This is a genomic window from Novosphingobium silvae, assembly GCF_009856825.1.
Taxonomy (GTDB): Bacteria; Pseudomonadota; Alphaproteobacteria; order Sphingomonadales; family Sphingomonadaceae; genus Novosphingobium; species Novosphingobium silvae.
The window spans coordinates 156,269-172,192 of the sequence record NZ_WVTD01000008.1; the positions used below are offsets into that span (position 1 = coordinate 156,269).

Annotated in this window: 13 protein-coding genes; 6 read left to right on the top strand and 7 right to left on the bottom strand. The window is 66.0% G+C overall.

Annotated elements, in window-relative coordinates:
• Positions 1 to 114 precede the first annotated feature (114 nt).
• The 3 genes from nhaA to GR702_RS12420 all read right to left on the bottom strand — a co-directional run bounded on the left by nhaA (position 115) and on the right by GR702_RS12420 (position 4,394).
• Positions 115 to 1,302, bottom strand: a complete 1,188-nt coding sequence (gene nhaA / locus GR702_RS12410; protein WP_160986204.1) for a Na+/H+ antiporter NhaA — start codon at positions 1,300 to 1,302, stop codon at positions 115 to 117.
• A gap of 116 nt (positions 1,303 to 1,418) precedes the next feature.
• Positions 1,419 to 3,845 carry a DUF3772 domain-containing protein gene (locus tag GR702_RS12415; protein ID WP_160986205.1) on the bottom strand — a complete coding sequence of 809 codons (2,427 nt, stop codon included), beginning with the start codon at positions 3,843 to 3,845 and terminating at the stop codon, positions 1,419 to 1,421.
• Positions 3,846 to 3,977: 132 nt separating this feature from the next.
• Positions 3,978 to 4,394, bottom strand: coding sequence for a thioesterase family protein (locus GR702_RS12420; protein WP_160986206.1), 417 nt, complete (start codon positions 4,392 to 4,394; stop codon positions 3,978 to 3,980).
• Between the two features lie 194 nt (positions 4,395 to 4,588).
• On the opposite strand from GR702_RS12420, the gene GR702_RS12425 reads away from it, so the two are divergent.
• Positions 4,589 to 6,379 carry a sensor domain-containing diguanylate cyclase gene (locus GR702_RS12425; protein WP_160986207.1) on the top strand — a complete coding sequence of 597 codons (1,791 nt, stop codon included), beginning with the start codon at positions 4,589 to 4,591 and terminating at the stop codon, positions 6,377 to 6,379.
• A 21-nt stretch (positions 6,380 to 6,400) separates the two neighbouring features.
• Here GR702_RS12425 and GR702_RS12430 read toward each other — a convergent pair whose 3' ends face one another.
• From GR702_RS12430 to GR702_RS12445, 4 genes are all read right to left on the bottom strand, one after another.
• A complete protein-coding gene (locus GR702_RS12430; RefSeq protein ID WP_160986208.1) occupies positions 6,401 to 6,844 on the bottom strand; it encodes a pyridoxamine 5'-phosphate oxidase family protein in 444 nt (147 codons plus the stop codon).
• Positions 6,841 to 7,860: a DMT family transporter gene (locus GR702_RS12435; protein WP_160986209.1), complete on the bottom strand. Its 1,020-nt coding sequence runs from the start codon at positions 7,858 to 7,860 to the stop codon at positions 6,841 to 6,843. The genes GR702_RS12430 and GR702_RS12435 overlap by 4 nt, the downstream gene beginning before the upstream one ends.
• Before the next feature lie 72 nt (positions 7,861 to 7,932).
• The gene (locus tag GR702_RS12440; protein WP_160986210.1) at positions 7,933 to 8,718 is read right to left on the bottom strand and encodes an AraC family transcriptional regulator; all 786 of its coding nucleotides are present in this window, start codon (positions 8,716 to 8,718) and stop codon (positions 7,933 to 7,935) included.
• A 57-nt stretch (positions 8,719 to 8,775) separates the two neighbouring features.
• Positions 8,776 to 9,438 (bottom strand): extensin family protein, encoded by a 663-nt coding sequence (locus GR702_RS12445; protein WP_160986211.1) that lies wholly within the window; start codon positions 9,436 to 9,438, stop codon positions 8,776 to 8,778.
• Between the two features lie 197 nt (positions 9,439 to 9,635).
• Here GR702_RS12445 and GR702_RS12450 point away from each other — a divergent pair, with 197 nt between their 5' ends.
• The 5 genes from GR702_RS12450 (at position 9,636) to GR702_RS12470 (ending at position 15,921) form a co-directional block, all read left to right on the top strand.
• Positions 9,636 to 10,784, top strand: a complete 1,149-nt coding sequence (locus GR702_RS12450; RefSeq protein WP_160986212.1) for a phosphoserine transaminase — start codon at positions 9,636 to 9,638, stop codon at positions 10,782 to 10,784.
• Between the two features lie 103 nt (positions 10,785 to 10,887).
• A complete protein-coding gene (serA, locus tag GR702_RS12455) occupies positions 10,888 to 12,471 on the top strand; it encodes a phosphoglycerate dehydrogenase (protein ID WP_160986213.1) in 1,584 nt (527 codons plus the stop codon).
• Positions 12,472 to 12,830: 359 nt separating this feature from the next.
• Positions 12,831 to 13,970 (top strand): ATP phosphoribosyltransferase regulatory subunit, encoded by a 1,140-nt coding sequence (locus GR702_RS12460; RefSeq protein ID WP_160986214.1) that lies wholly within the window; start codon positions 12,831 to 12,833, stop codon positions 13,968 to 13,970.
• Positions 13,971 to 14,125: 155 nt separating this feature from the next.
• Positions 14,126 to 15,415: an adenylosuccinate synthase gene (locus GR702_RS12465; RefSeq protein ID WP_160986215.1), complete on the top strand. Its 1,290-nt coding sequence runs from the start codon at positions 14,126 to 14,128 to the stop codon at positions 15,413 to 15,415.
• 5 nt (positions 15,416 to 15,420) lie between these two features.
• A complete protein-coding gene (locus GR702_RS12470) occupies positions 15,421 to 15,921 on the top strand; it encodes a L,D-transpeptidase family protein (protein ID WP_160986216.1) in 501 nt (166 codons plus the stop codon).
• Positions 15,922 to 15,924: the final 3 nt, after the last annotated feature.

The window sequence follows — 15,924 nt, forward strand, 5'->3', positions numbered from 1 at the left end:
ATCTCGATATGCCTCTTTCAGCGATCGGCTCAGCGGATAGTGCACTATGAAGCGCGTATGTCCAACAACTTGCCAGCCCAATGGGTCACGATGCGGACCGGGCCCGGATCGTGCTCAGCGGCTCGGGGTGACGGGCTCGTCCCGGCGGGATACGCGCAGGAGACCGTAGCCCAGCAATCCCGAAACCAGCGAGCCAGCCAGGATGCCGAGTTTCGCCTCCGCCTGCAGAAGCGGCGAAGCGGGAAAGGCGAGCAGCGTTATGAACAGGCTCATGGTGAAGCCGATCCCGCACAGGAGTGACGCGCCGAGCATCTGCAACCGTCCGGCATGGGCGGGCATGTCCGCCACTCCCAAACGGATCGCCAGCATGGAAAATCCCATGACGCCTACCGGCTTGCCAAGGAGCAGACCAAGCGCGACGCCGAGTGTCACTGGTGCGACAAGGGCTTCGGCCGAGAGGTTCAGGAATGGAACGCCTGCGTTCGCAAAGCCGAAGATGGGAACCACGAGGAAGCCCACGGGCAGGTGCAGGGCATGTTCAAGCCGGTGCAACGGGCTCTCGCTCTCCGCGTCCGGACGGCCGGGCGTACCCTGCAGCGGGATCGCGAAAGCAAGGATCACACCGGCAAGCGTCGCATGGATGCCCGAGCGCAGGACAAGCACCCAGAGGATGGCGCCGACCACGAGATAGGGCAGGAGCCTGTACACGCGCATTCGGTTCATGGCGAAAAGCAGGGCGACGGCGACTGCTGCGCCCGCCAGGTCGGGCCAGGAAAGTTTACTGGTGTAGAAGAGCGCGATGATGATGACCGCCCCAAGATCGTCGATGATCGCGAGCGCGGTCAGGAACACCCGCAGCGACACCGGAACCCGGCTTCCCAGCAGGGCGATGACGCCAAGCGCAAAGGCGATATCGGTGGCAGACGGGATGGCCCAGCCTTCGATCCCGGGGCCGGGGTTGAAGGTCACGTAGATCAGCGCGGGGATCGCCATGCCGCCTGCCGCTGCGATTCCGGGAAGGACCCGCCGCGGCCAGCTTGAAAGCTGTCCGTCCATGACCTCGCGCTTGATTTCGAGCCCAACGAGCAGGAAGAACACCGCCATGAGGCCGTCATTGATCCACTGGTGGAGCGACAAGGGCCCGAGTTGGGCGTGGAACAGCGCCTCGTAGTCATGGGCCAAGGGTGAGTTGGCGACTACCAGCGCGAGCGCTGCCGCAGCCATGAGGACCAGTCCGGCCGAGGATTGCCCGGTCAGGAAACGACGAAGGGCGCTCACGTATTTGCGGCGGGGTGGCATCATGAAGGCTCCGGGCACGGGTCTGCGGCGATGGCGGCCCGACCATCGCAAGAACCTGCCCGTCCCTAAGGAGCGGACACCCGCGCCCCCTATCGCACCGCATTATGGCAAGGGCAACCTCAAGGTTGGGATGGCGAGGGCTCGCCCGGGTCTTCGTTCTTCTGCCGCGGCATCACTGCCGGAAGCGCATGATCGGCGAGAAGCTCCAGCTTCTGCGGCACGGTGCCGATGTCGATATCGTTGGCGGCGAACTGGCGCAGCAGCGTGAGGAAGACACGGCTGCGGGCGCCGTACACGTCGCGCGGCGAGCCGACATGGGCGAAGCAGTTGAAGAGGATACGGCCGTCGGCGATCGAATCGACAAAGGCGGACGGGGCGGGATCGTCGAGTACGGCGGTTTCCTCGGCGAAGGCGCTCAGGACGATCCCCAGCACCTTGTCCACCTCGGTGCCGAGCAGGACGGAGAACTGGATCTGGATCCGTCCGAGTGGGCTCGACAGCGTCTTGTTCAGCACCGACTTGGTGATCAGCTCGGAATTCGGGACGATCAGCGTGGAATGATCGGCCAGGGTGATCTCGGTTGAGCGCACGCTGATCCGCTTGACGTCGCCCTCGTCCGTGCCCACGCGCACCCAGTCCCCGATCTTGATCGGGCGTTCGGCCAGCAGGATCAGGCCGGAGACGAAGTTCTGGGTGATGGCCTGAAGGCCGAAGCCGATGCCGACCGACAGCGCCGAAAGCAGCAGCGCGATCTTCTCCACGCCGATGCCCAGCGAAGCCAGCGTCCAGATGATGGCCAGCGCGATGCCCACATACCGGGCGACAAGCCCGGCGGAGTTGCGCGCCGATCCGTCGAGGTCCGTCACCGGAAGGTAGCGCCTCTCCAGCCAGCCTGAGAAGGCGCGCACCAGCGAAAGGCCGATGGCAAGCACGACCAGAGCCCGAATGATCGCGCCGGGCGAGATGGACACGCCGCCGATTTCGATCCCGCGCGCAAAGGTGCCAAGGCTTCCGAAAAGGGTGCCGAAACCGCCGTTCCCTCCAAACGGCGTCATCAGCAGGCCAAGCGCGGCAAGCACCAGCATGATCCGCAGCGCTCCCGATACGAGAACCCCGAACTGGTCGATCAGGCTGGGGCGAAGGCCAACGCTGCGCGTCAGGGTTTCGCCCAATGGGCTGTCGCGGTTGAACAGCGTGGTGGCGACATCATCGGCGGTGCCCAGCAGCAGGTAAAGCGCTGCTCCCAGGATCGTCACCCAGATCATCAGGCGCGCCACGAACAGGCTGAGCCCGACATAGCCCACGGCGAGGGCCACAAGCGCGGCGATCACAAGGACCCATGTCACCAGCGTCGCCAGTGCGATGCCGGCACCGGCGGCAGGCTTCTGGTCGTCCTCCCGCGCTGCGTGACTCGCGCGCAGGCGAGCAAGAAGCAGCAGGAATGCCCCCACCCAGACCAGGTGAACCATCGCTTCGATCATCTGCCATGCGGCGATGGCGGTTCGGCTGGCGCGGACTGCGGCGTTGAACGAATCCAGGAGGATGCTGGCGAAGGAAATGCCCGCCAGCAGCAGGATCATGGGGTGAAGGCGCCGGACCGTCTCGTCCGTCAGTGGCGCGATGCGCCACGAGGGCTGCCGAAGCATCAGCAGGGCGCCTGCAAGCGCGCCGATGAAAGCTGTGAACGTGCTCGCGGCGATGAAGCCGTCCAGAAGCTCATCCCAGCGCGCGGGGAACAGGCCTGCCCAGCGGAAACCCTGGACCAGCGCAAAGGCGGCGAGCAGCGGACAGACGGTACCGACAAGAACCCGCCAGACCGCGTAGACGGAACGTCGCACGCGGTGGCCCGGAGCCGTGCCGATCAGATAGCGCTGGCCGAGCCGACGGCCCGTTACCCGCAGCGGGAACAGAAGCGCGAAGGCCAGCGCCACGCCGGCCAGCGCCTGCCAGGGCAGGCCGCCGTGCCATTGTTGGCGTATCTGCGCGAAGCCCTGCGTCACGAAAACGTCGATCCGGCGCAGGTCCCGCGGCATCGATGCGAACAGCGCGCTCCAGAACGCGGGCGCCAGCGGAGAGTGTACGCGCGTCGATAGCGTCTGGTTCAACTGCTCCGCCTGGCTGCGATCGATCTCGTCGACGAGCTGCTGCGCTTCCACTTCGGCAAGACGGCTGCGCTTGATCGCCGCGTCCAGCCGTGTGCGATCACGGCCGAGGCGCTGACGCTGCCGCTGGATGTCAGGTGCTTCGGAAGTGCCTTCGGCCACGGGGCCAAGGCCGGCGATGCGGGCGTCGACCAGCGCGAGCTGATCGGTCAACTGCGCTTCGGACGAACGAACCGATTGCTGGGCTGTCAGCGCCTTGGTGCGCAGCTCTGCCCGATCCTTGGCATCGGCCGCTCCATCAAGAGCGGAATCGACGCTGCGCAGCGCTTCCTCGGCCTCGGCAATCTGGCGTGTGAGATCGGCTGGGGTTGTCTGCTGCGCCCAGGCCGGCAACGATACCGTGAACAGGGCGATGGAAAGGAGGATGCGGAGGAAAAAGGGCATTTACCTGGAATCTCTGGGCAGGGCGAAGGACCTGACGCGATTCCGACGATCGGCGCAAGACTGAAACGGGTCAGGACGAGACGGCCGTGGGATCATCCCGGCTCGCCCGCCTGACAATCGACGCCGCCGGGATCAGGCCGGATCGGCGCTTTCGCTGGTGAAGAAGCGCTGAATGATGTCCCGCGCGATCCGGGCAGGGCGGAGCGTCTCGGCATCAACGCAGCACCAGCTTGACTTGACCTCGGCGAGCACTTCCTCGCCGCGGCGGATCACGGTCTCGTACATGGCACGCGCGCCCTGCACCTTTTCGAGCAGGACGGTTGCGATCACGTCGTCGTCGATGAAGGCGGGCTTGCGATAGGTAATCTCGTGCTTCAGGGCGACCCACAGGTGCTGGGCCACTGCCTCCGACGGTGCCAGGGCCTTCCAGTGATCAAGCACGGCGGCCTGCACCCACTTGAGGTAAGAGGCATTGTTGACATGACCCATGAAGTCGATGTCGTCGGACTCGATGCCGACCTGATAGCGATAGGGAATGGCGGTGCTCACGTTTCCTCTTCTAACACTCCGGCGATCCTAGAGGTAGGGGAAAAGCGGCCGGAGTGCATGGGTTCCGTCGCAAAGATCCGGAATGGCGCGAAGAGCGAGGTCCCGTTCTCCTCCGTTCATCGCCTGTGCTTGGGCGGCGAGACGCAAGAGAGGGTCTTTACTGAATTCTAATCATGGTTTCCTATAAGAAAGGCATGGACCGTTCCGCCGCTCATCCTGGTTTTCGACACTTTCGCGAAGCGGCGCTCACTTCCATCGCATACTTCCCATGTGCGGCTGCAACGCTGATCCTGACCCGCTTCGACGGGGGTGTGGCGATCGTCTGGCTGGCGAGCAGCGTGTTGTTCGCGGCGCTTTGCGCGCGGCCGCGCCGAAGGTGGACGGGCATTGTCTTGCTCTGCCTTCCAACTGCGATGCTTGCTTCGCATCTCTTCGGGATGCGGGGCTGGGCCTCGATCCCTCTGCCGCTGATCTGCGTGGCGGAGGCTGTTTTCGCCGCGTGGCTGATAAAACGAGCCTATCCCCGTTTCGGACGATTCCAGTCCGTCCCCGAGGTGGGCTGGTTCCTGGCGATCGGAGGCTTTGCGGTACCCGCGACAACCGCATTGCTGGCAGCATGGTGCGTCCACCAGGCGCGGGGCATATCGTTCGGGATCGCGTGGCGCGATTGGTACGCCGGACACGCGCTCGGGCTCGTGGCCTTCGCGCCGCCCATGCTGCTCACCCTGCGCGGGCAGACGCGTCAGTGGATCGCGACGGCGGGCAGCAGCCGGATGCGCGAGGCGCTGGTTCTGATCGGCCTCGTAGCCGCGGCATCGCTGGCGGCGTTCGGACAGGAGAGGATCCCGCTGGTCATCCTTCCTTTCATGCCGATGATCGCCGCCACGCTGAGGCTGGGACGGTTTGGCGCCATAGTGTCCATCGTGGTGCTTCTGGCGATCGCGTTGCCGCTTTCGATCGCCGGGCACGGGCCGACGATGCTGCTGCGCGGAGACATAGCGGTCAGGCTGCAGGTGCTGCAGGTATACTTCGCCTCGATCGTTCTCATCCTCCTTCCGCTTGCGGCCGAACTGCGCACCCGTAGGCGGCTGTTCGAGCGGATGAACGCTGCCGAGGCATTGCACCGGGTCGTGCTCGACCGAACCAGCGACATCATCATTCGTCTGGGCGTGGACGGCACTCTTCGCTACGCCTCTCCCTCGACCGAGCGGGTGTGGGGCTATCGCCCCGATGAACTGACCGGCCGGATCATGTTCCACCTTGTCTCGGCCGAAGACCTCCCGGCGGTTCTCGAGGCGCGAAGACGAGTCCTGGCCAGCCCCGACGAGACCGCGATCGCGGAGTACCGGGTGCTGTGCAAGGACGGCGACTGGATCTGGATGGAAAGCCACATGCGCGCGGTCCTCGACGAGAAGGGGGCGGTGATCGGCAACGTCAGCATCGTGCGCGAAGTCACCGGACGCCGCAAGCTGATGGAAGACCTCACCCACCAGGCGATGACCGATCCGCTTACGGGCCTCTACAATCGTCGCGCCTTCGAGGAGGCGCTGCCGGCCCTGCTTGCGTCCGGCGATGGAAGCGAGGCACTGGGCTGCGTGGCGGTGTTCGACCTCGACCATTTCAAGCGCATCAACGACCGCTTCGGGCATGCCTGCGGAGACCTTGTGCTGCAGCGTTTCGCCGATGTGCTGCGTGCATCGGTCCGGGAAGGGGACCTCGTTTCCCGGCTCGGAGGCGAGGAGTTTGCCGTTGTGCTGGGCGGCATGGGGCCGGAGCAGGCGCGGCTTGTCTGCGAGCGCATTCGCAAGCGGACCGAGCGGGCGGAAGTCCACGATCGTGCCGATGGCATCATCCACGTCACCGTAAGCGCCGGGATCGCTCCGCTGGCTCGCGGGCAGGGTGACGACGAGGCCCTGCGAAACGCGGACCTCGCCCTTTACCGGGCCAAGAACGCGGGGCGCAATCGATCCGAACTCGCTGCCTGATCGCTCGCCCCGCCGTGCTCTTCAGGATCGTCGGGGCAGTTCCAGTTCGCCTTCGTCCTCGCCGTCCCAGTAATGCGCCCGCTCGCCGGTCACCCGGATGAGAAGGAGCCCGGGAGTGTCGATGCCGTCCGGCCACCACCGTTCGAGGCCGCGCGTCCAGTGGTCGGCGAACAGCGCCTTGTCCCGGATCAGGGTGGCGTGGCCTTCCACCGCAAGGAAGAACGGGCGCATGCCGAGAAAGCCCGCACTCCCCTGGTAGGTCAGCCCCACGTTCGGATCGGCTTCGATGTCGCTAACCATGCGGGTCGTATCTTCGGCAAAGAACCATGCATCGCCGGTGTAGTCCACCTCGCGGTTGTTGCTCATGGGCCGTGCGGCGATGGCACCGCCGCTGGTTCGGGTGGAAAGAAACGCGAAGTCGATGTCGCGCATCTTCTCCGAGAGTTGTTCGAGCGTTCGGGTCATGAGGCTTCCTTGCAGGTTTCTCCTCCGGAACGCCGCGCCCGCGCCGATTGTTTCTCAGGCGTGGACGGGCCTGCGGAATCCTGTGCACCCGGCGAGCGGTGAACCGAAAGGCACGACAAGACGCTGGAGATTACCAGGACGATCGCCAGAATTTCTGCGCCGGTGGGCAGGCGCTGTTCCCACAGGAAGGCGTAGAGCAGCGCGAAGAGCGTCTCGAACAGGATCATCTGTCCGACCATCGTGAGCGGCAGAAGCCGGCACATCCTGTTCCACAGCGCATTACCTACGATGGAGGCGAAGACCGCGACGCCAAGGCTGAGAGCAGCGAACCGAGTCCAGGCCATGGCGTCGTGACCCTGCGGCTCCAGCGCAAGGGCGACCGGTACGAGCAGCAGTGCCTGAGCGCCCGTGGCGACACCCAGGAGCAGACTCCAGTCGTGCGCGGAAATCGCGACCAGTCGCGACAGGCAACGGCTGTTCGCGACCGCGAACCCTGCCCACGAGGCTAGCGCACCTATCGCGCAGAGCAGGCCTGCGAGCTGTCCGGCAGCCTCGCCGCCTGCGGCGCTGCCGCGAGCGGCCTGCCAGCCGATGCAAAGCGCGGCTGCCGTCCCCAGCAGCAGCGACGGCGCCAGGCCCGCAAGCGAAGGCGCCGCCTTGTCACGGCTGCCGACAAGCGTGACCACGACGGGGATGAAGCCGATTACGAGCGAAGTGAGCGCGATCCCGGCCAGTTGCACCGCGCTAACCAGCAGCACGTAGTAGAACGTGTTGCCAAGCATCCCCAACGCCAGCAGTATCCACCAGTCACGAAGCGCGAGATGAGGCAGGATGCGCTTCCAGCGCGGGGCCAGCAGCGCGCATGCGATCACGCCGTACGCGATATAACGACCGGCGGCGAGATGCAGCGCTCCGAAATCGCGCGCCACTTCCGGCACGAGGAAGACCAGACCCCAGAGCGCCCCGGCGCCGATTCCGCAGGCGATCCCTTCCGCCCTGTCCGATCTCTGCGTCATTTCCTGCTCCTTTGCGCATTTCGCGAGATGACGGGCGGTCCCACGCGCGGGGGGCAGGTGTCTTGGCGTATCCTATCGGGTTCTTGGCGCTGGCTCCTCAAAAGGCTGCGTCGCCTTCGCCTGGTCCTGCATGCGCCTGCGGTATGCTCCCGGCGGAAGACCCGTCGCCTCCCGCACCGCTCGGCTGAGAGCGCTCTGGTCGCAGTAACCGAAGCGATGGGCCAGCTGCGCGATCGGCTGCGTGCCCGATGCGAGTTCATGACGCACCCGGGCCAGCCGCAAGGCGGAAAGCCATGCGCGCGGAGTGGTGTCCAGTTCCTCGCGGAACAGCGCATGCAGCCGGCTGACGCTGAGGCGAGCATGCGCCGCCATGGCGGCCGCGCTCCACTCGGCGCCTGGAGCTGCCTCCACGGCTGCCAGAAGCACCGCAAGCCGCGACTGCGCACGCGGCGCGCAGCCCTCCAGAGTGTCGAGAAGCAGGGGCACCCAGCGCTCGAGGTTGGCGGGAGGAAGGCCATCTCCCATCGTCAGGGCCATGAAGTCGACCAGCTTGGTCGCCGCTGGCGGCAGCGGACGAAAGGGCAGAAGCGAGAGCCTGTCGCGCAAAGCAGGTGCGAGGTTGTCTGGATCGAGATCGAGGATGAAGGCGCTGTTCGCCCGGTCCGCCTGCTGGTCGTGATCGGTCTCGGCCTCCACGAAGGCAAGATCACCCCGCGCGATCGCAGCACCGCGCCCGCCGATCTCCATCTCCAGCGCCCCGGTCAGCGGGAGCACGATCTGCGCGAAGCCGTGCCGGTCGAGCGTGCTTGCCGATCCGTAGCTGCGCACGGCCAGCGCGTAGGGCGAGGAAGATGCCATTAGGGGACCATAGCGGTGTTTTCCCGGGGAAACATGCGCTTTTCGTCATGACCCCGCTCAGCGGCAGAAATCCGCGCCGTCCGCCTCGAGATGCAGGTGATTGGCGTGGGCTGCGTTGTACCCGGGCCCAAGCGTGGTGCCGAACCGCTTGCAGGCACTGTCATGCACCACCCGCAGGAACCGCCGTTCAGCCGAGGTGCCGCCGTTCCAGTCGTCGAGGACGGTGATCCGGCGGCCATCGCCCAGGACAAAGCCCGATACGTCTATCGCATTGGCCGTGGCATGGCCCGAGCGGCGGTTGGTGCCCGCGACGTTCCTGCAGGAGTAGCTTCCGAACGTTTCGACCTTGATAACCCGGCTGCCCAGGATCTGCTGCGCCGCGCGGTCCACCCCGTAGCGGACCCAGGCGGCGAAAGGCGTCGCCATGCTGCAGGTCACTGGGCCCAGTCCGGAAAGGGAAACGGTGGCGTTGTCGGTGTTTAGCGCCGCCAGCTTCACCGTGCCGACGGTAGAGCAGGCGCTGCCGTAGTGCCTGTCTTCAACAGGCGTGAACACTGCCTGCTGCCCGCCCAGCTTCGAAAGGCACTGCCGCACGTTCGCATCCGGCTGCCTTGCAGGCCGATTCGCCGTGCGCGACGGTTTGCGCCGCGGCGGTTCCGGGCTGTCGATGCATCCGCTCACCAGGGCGATCACGGGAAGGGTGAGGAGAAATTTCCGCATGGGGTCAAACTTCCGGGGGCTCCGCTTAACCTGCGCTTACCCGTGCCCCACCGCTTGGCCCTGCGCCATACGCGGCCGGTCGTTTTGCACAGCCGCACGGCCTGCAAGGCGATTGACATATCCTGTGCTCACATTAGGAGCGGCTCCGGGCCACGCGGTCCCAACGCCGCGCGAGCTCTCTGCAAGGAGAGTCAGAAATGACTGATGTAATTAGCTTACCTGCGCGCAAGCCTGCGCGTCCGCACTTCTCGTCCGGTCCATGCGCCAAGCCGCCCGGATATGCCCCCGAAAAACTGAACGTCGAATCGCTGGGTCGTTCGCACCGCGCGAAGATCGGCAAGTCGCGCCTCGCCTACAGCATCGAACTGATGCGCGAAGTGCTGCAGCTGCCCGAGACCCACCGCATCGGCATCGTTCCCGGCTCGGACACCGGCGCTTTCGAGATGGCCATGTGGACCATGCTCGGCGCGCGCGGCGTGACAACGCTCGCCTGGGAAAGCTTCGGCGAGGGCTGGGTGACGGACGCCGCCAAGCAGCTCAAGCTTGACCCCACTGTGATCCGCGCCGACTACGGCCAGCTTCCCGACCTCACCCAGGTGGACTGGAGCACGGACGTGCTCTTCACCTGGAACGGCACCACTTCGGGCGTGCGCGTCCCCAACGCCGACTGGATTCCGGCCGACCGCGAAGGCCTGTCCTTCGCCGATGCGACCTCGGCCGTTTTCGCCTACGACATCGACTGGTCCAAGATCGATGTCGCCACCTTCTCGTGGCAGAAGGTGCTTGGCGGCGAGGGCGGCCATGGCGTGCTGATCCTCGGGCCTCGCGCGGTCGAGCGGCTTGAAACCTACACTCCGGCCTGGCCGCTCCCCAAGGTGTTCCGCCTCGTCTCCAAGGGCAAGCTCGCCGAGGGCGTGTTCAAGGGCGAGACCATCAACACGCCTTCGATGCTCGCGGTCGAGGACGCGATCTTCGCGCTGGAATGGGCGAAGTCGCTCGGGGGTCTCGAGGGCCTGAAAGCCCGCTCCGACGCCAATGCGGCCGCGCTCGGCAAGATCGTCGAGGAGCGTGACTGGCTCGGCCATCTCGCCATCGACGAGGCGAGCCGCTCCAGGACCTCGGTCTGCCTGACGGTCGAAGGCGCCGACGCGGACTTCATCAAGAAGTTCGCCGCTCTGCTCGAGAAGCAGGACGCCGCTTACGATGTTGCCGGCTACCGCGACGCGCCTGCGGGGCTGCGGATCTGGTGCGGCGCCACCGTCGATGCCCAGGACATCGAGGATCTCGGTCCCTGGCTCGACTGGGCCTATGCCACCGTCAAGGCAGAAGCGCGGGCGACCGCCTAAAGTTTAACGTCGTCCCGGTGAAAGCCGGGACCGCTCTCCACATGGCGCCGCAACTGCGGCCTGCGATCCCGGCCTGTGCCGGGATGACGACAAGGATATTCCCATGACCAAGCCCAAAGTCCTCATTTCCGACAAGATGGACCCCAACGCCGCCCGCATCTTCGCCGAGATGGGCTGCGACGTAGACGTCATCACCGGCGAGACGCCCGAGCAGCTGATCGCCCGCATCGGCGAATACGACGGCCTCGCGATCCGTTCGTCGACCAAGGTGACCGCAGAAGTGCTCGCTGCGGCCAAGAACCTGAAGGTCGTCGGCCGTGCAGGCATCGGGGTCGACAACGTCGATATTCCCGCCGCCTCGGCGCAGGGCGTCGTCGTGATGAACACTCCGTTCGGCAATTCTATCACCACCGCCGAGCATGCCATCGCGCTCATCTTCGCGCTGGCCCGCCAGCTCCCCGAAGCCAATGCACAGACCCAGGCGGGCCTGTGGCCGAAGAACGGCTTCATGGGCGTCGAAGTCACCGGCAAGACCCTGGGCCTCATCGGCGCGGGCAACATCGGCTCGATCGTCGCCAGCCGGGCCCTTGGTCTGCGCATGAAGGTCGTTGCCTTCGACCCGTTCCTGACGCCCGAGCGCGCCGTGGAAATGGGGGTGGAAAAGGCCGACCTCGACACGCTGCTGGCGCGCGCCGATTTCATCACCCTGCACACGCCGCTGACCGACCAGACCCGCAACATCCTCTCGGCCGAGAATCTTGCCAAGACGAAGAAGGGCGTGCGGATCGTCAACTGCGCGCGCGGCGGCCTGATCGACGAGGCAGCGCTCAAGGCGGGCCTCGATTCCGGCCACATCGCCGGTGCCGCCCTCGACGTGTTCCAGACCGAGCCGGCCAAGGAATCGCCCCTGTTCGGCACGCCGAACTTCATCTGCACGCCGCACCTTGGCGCATCGACCACCGAAGCGCAGGTCAACGTCGCGCTACAGGTGGCCGAGCAGATGGCCGACTACCTCGTCAACGGCGGTGTCACCAACGCGCTCAACATGCCTTCGCTCAGCGCCGAGGAAGCGCCCAAGCTCAAGCCCTACATGAAGCTTGCCGAAGTGCTGGGCTCGATGGTCGGACAGCTGACGGTGGACTCGGTGCCGCGCATCTCGATCCACGTGGAAGGCGCCGCCGCAGAGCTGAACCAGAAGCCGATCACCGCGGCCGTCCTCGCGGGTTTCCTTCGCGTGCAGTCGGCCACGGTGAACATGGTCAATGCCCCGTTCCTCGCCAAGGAGCGCGGCCTTGAAGTGCGCGAGGTCAAGACCGAGCGCGAGGGCGACTACCACACGCTCATCCGCGTTTCGGTGAAGACGGAGGCGGGTGAGCGCTCGGTCGCAGGCACGCTGTTCAACAACGTCGAGCCGCGCCTGGTCGAGATGTTCGGCATCAAGGTCGAGGCGGAGCTCGAGGGCTCGATGCTCTATATCGTCAACGAGGACGCGCCGGGCTTCATCGGCCGCATCGGCACGCTGATGGGTGAAAACGGCATCAACATCGGCACTTTCAACCTCGGTCGCCGCGAGGCCGGCGGCGAGGCGGTGCTGCTCCTCTCGGTCGACAGCCCGGTCGGGGTGGAAGTGCTCGAAGCGGCTCGCGCCCTCCCGGGTGTGAAGACGGTCAAGGCGCTGTCGTTCTGACCTGACCTTTAATTCAGGCTCTCAACGGAAGAGGGGTCGGCGTGCGAACGCCGGCCCCTCTTTTCCGCTGTCTCGCAAGCAGACGGCGGGTTTACTGGTAGCCGCCTTCTTCTTCGCGCTCCTGCGCGGCATCTTCCTGCGCCTCTTCCATGGCGTTTTCGTCCTGATCCTCTGGCATCGTGTCCTTGTCGTCGGGATCCATGGGCATGCTCTGTCTCCTGTTTCGAGGTATGAGAATGCAACACCCGGCTTGCGCGCAAGGTTGCTGCGGATTGCCGCATGCAGGGGGCAGGCGAAGGCACCCCGCAGCCGCTTCGCCATTCGACAAATTGCCCGCGCCTCGCTAAGGCGCCGCCACTATGCACGAGAACGACCGCGATCTTCTGCCCGAGGGCTTGGGCGACCGTCTGCCGCAGCAGGCATGGGCTTCCCAGACAGTGCGCCGCGCCGCGCATGATGTGCTGGCGAGCCATGGCTACGCCCGCGTGGAAACCCCGGTGCTCGAATTCGAGAAGGCTCTCGCCAGCCGCATGGCGGGCGTGCAGGTGCGCCGCATGTTCCGCTTCATGGATCCGGTGTCGCTGCGCATGCTGGCGATGCGTTCGGACATGACCGCGCAGGTTGCGCGCATCGCCGCTACCGGGCTCTCGCAGGCGCCCCGTCCGCTGCGGCTTTCCTATTCGGGACAGGTCGTGACGGTAAAGGGCGACGGTCTCGACCCCGCGCGCGAGCGGCTGCAGGTGGGCGCCGAACTTATCGGGACCGATTCCCCGGACGGGGCAGCCGAGATCGTGGAGCTCGCAATCGAGGCTCTTCGTGCGGCCGGCGCTACAGGCGTTTCGGTCGATTTCACGCTGCCTGACCTTGTCGACACCTTGAGTGCGGGCGCGCTGCCGTTGCCGGCTTCGTCGATCGAAAAAGTGCGCCGGATGCTCGATGCCAAGGACGCGGGCGGGCTCGTGGATGCGGGCGGCGCGGCCTATCTCCCGCTGCTCTACGCCGTGGGCCCATTCGATGCCGCGATCGAGCGACTGCAGGATTTCGACTTGAACGGAACTGAGGAGCGCGGGGTCCTTGCCAGCCGCATCGCGGGCCTTCGCGCCATCGCGGCGCGCGTCGGCGACAAGGCGCGCCTGACCCTCGATCCCTCGGAGCGCCACGGCTTCGAGTACCAGTCATGGTTCGGCTTCACGATCTACGCCGACGGTGTTTCCGGCAGCCTGGGGCGCGGCGGCACCTACGCCATCCTTGGCCAGGCCGGCCGCGATCCGGAGGCTGCCACGGGCTTCTCGCTATATCCCGATCCACTGATAGAGGCACTGGCGGCAGGTGCGGGAGAGGAGCGCCGCCTGTTCCTGCCCCTCGGACATGATCGTGAAGTCGCCGCCCGGCAGCGCGCCATCGGCTGGGTCACGGTCGCGGCGCTTGCCGACGGGGACGAGCCCATCGCGCTTGGCTGTTCGCACCGGCTGGAAGGGGCGGAAGCGGTCCCGCTCTGAGCGGGACCATTCTCCGCCCTTGACTAGCGGGGCGCCTTCCCCTTAGTGCGCCCTCCGAAAAGCTGGGGCGCCCGTGCCCCGATGACAATCCGTTTCGCCGAGTCCTGTCGAAGGGCGATGCCGGATCCACCTTGGCGGGGTGGAGGAGTATATCCATGGCCAACGTAACCGTGATCGGCGCCCAGTGGGGCGATGAGGGCAAGGGCAAGATCGTCGACTGGCTGGCAAGCCGCGCCGATGCCGTGGTACGCTTTCAGGGCGGTCACAATGCCGGGCACACGCTTGTCGTGGGCGAGCAGGTCTACAAGCTGAGCCTGCTGCCTTCGGGCATCGTCACCGGCACGCTCTCGATCATCGGCAACGGCGTGGTGCTCGATCCCTGGCATCTGAAGAGCGAAGTCGAAAAGCTTCGCGGACAGGGCGTCGAGATTAACGCCGAGAACTTCGCCATCGCCGACAATTGTCCGCTGATCCTGCCCGTCCACCGCGAACTGGATGGTCTTCGCGAGGCAGCGGCCGGGGCAGGCAAGATCGGGACCACCGGGCGCGGCATCGGTCCGGCTTACGAGGACAAGGTGGGACGCCGGGCTATCCGCGTGTGCGACCTTGCCCACCTCGATGCCATGGAGCCGCAGCTCGATCGTCTCTGCGCGCACCACGACGCGCTGCGCGCGGGCTTCGGACAGCCGCCGATCGACCGCGAGGCGCTGCTCAATGAACTGCGCGAAATCGCGCCTTTCGTTCTGCAGTTCGCACAGCCGGTATGGCGCCGCCTGAACAAGGTGAAGAAAGCGGGCGCGCGCATCCTGTTCGAGGGTGCACAGGGCGTGCTGCTCGACGTCGATCACGGCACTTATCCCTTCGTCACCAGCTCGAACACAGTATCCGGCACGGCCGCCTCTGGCTCGGGCCTTGGCCCGTCGGCGACGGGCTTCGTGCTGGGCATCGTCAAGGCCTACACCACCCGCGTCGGCTCAGGGCCGTTCCCGACCGAGCTGGAAGACGAGACCGGCCAGCGCCTCGGCGAGCGAGGCCATGAATTCGGCACCGTGACCGGCCGCAAGCGCCGCTGCGGCTGGTTCGACGCGGTGCTCACGCGCCAGTCCTGCGCGATCTCGGGCGTGACCGGCATCGCGCTCACCAAGCTCGACGTGCTGGACGGCTTCGAGAAGGTCAGGATCTGCACCGGCTATCGCCTGCGCGGCAAGGTTCTGGACTACTATCCGAGCCACGCCGCCGATCAGGCCGCGGTGGAGCCGATCTACGAGGAAATGGATGGCTGGCAGGGCACCACCGCAGGTGCGCGCTCGTGGGCGGACCTGCCGGCGCAGGCGATCAAGTACATCCAGCGCGTGCAGGAACTGATCGAGACCCCCGTGGCCTTGGTATCGACCAGCCCGGAGCGCGAGGATACGATCCTCGTGCGTGATCCTTTCGCGGACTGATTGTCGTGCGGGGCGCACGATGGTTCGCCCCGCTCCTGCTGCTGCTCGGAGGCGGTGCCCCGGCCGGAGAGGCTGGGCACGGCCTTCCCGAAATCGATCTGATCCACGTGCGCAAGGCGGCGCGGGTGATGGAGCTGTGGTCCGGCGGGCGGATCGTCCGTGTCATCGAAGGACTGCAGCTCGGCGACGAGCCCGTTGGCCCCAAGCACTTCGAGGGTGACGAACGCACGCCGGAGGGGCGCTACACCATCGACTGGGGCAATCCCGACAGCGCTTATCACCTCTCGCTCCATATCTCGTATCCCAACCGTGCGGACCGGGCCTATGCGGCAGCGCAAGGCCGATCGCCTGGCGGGATGATCATGATCCACGGACAGCCGGGCGACCGCTTCGCGAAGCGCGTGCCAGGGGACTGGACGGACGGCTGCATCGCCGTTTCCAATGCGGAGATGGAGGAGCTCTGGAAAGCGGTGGCCGATGGCACGCCGATCCATATCGATCCCTAAGCG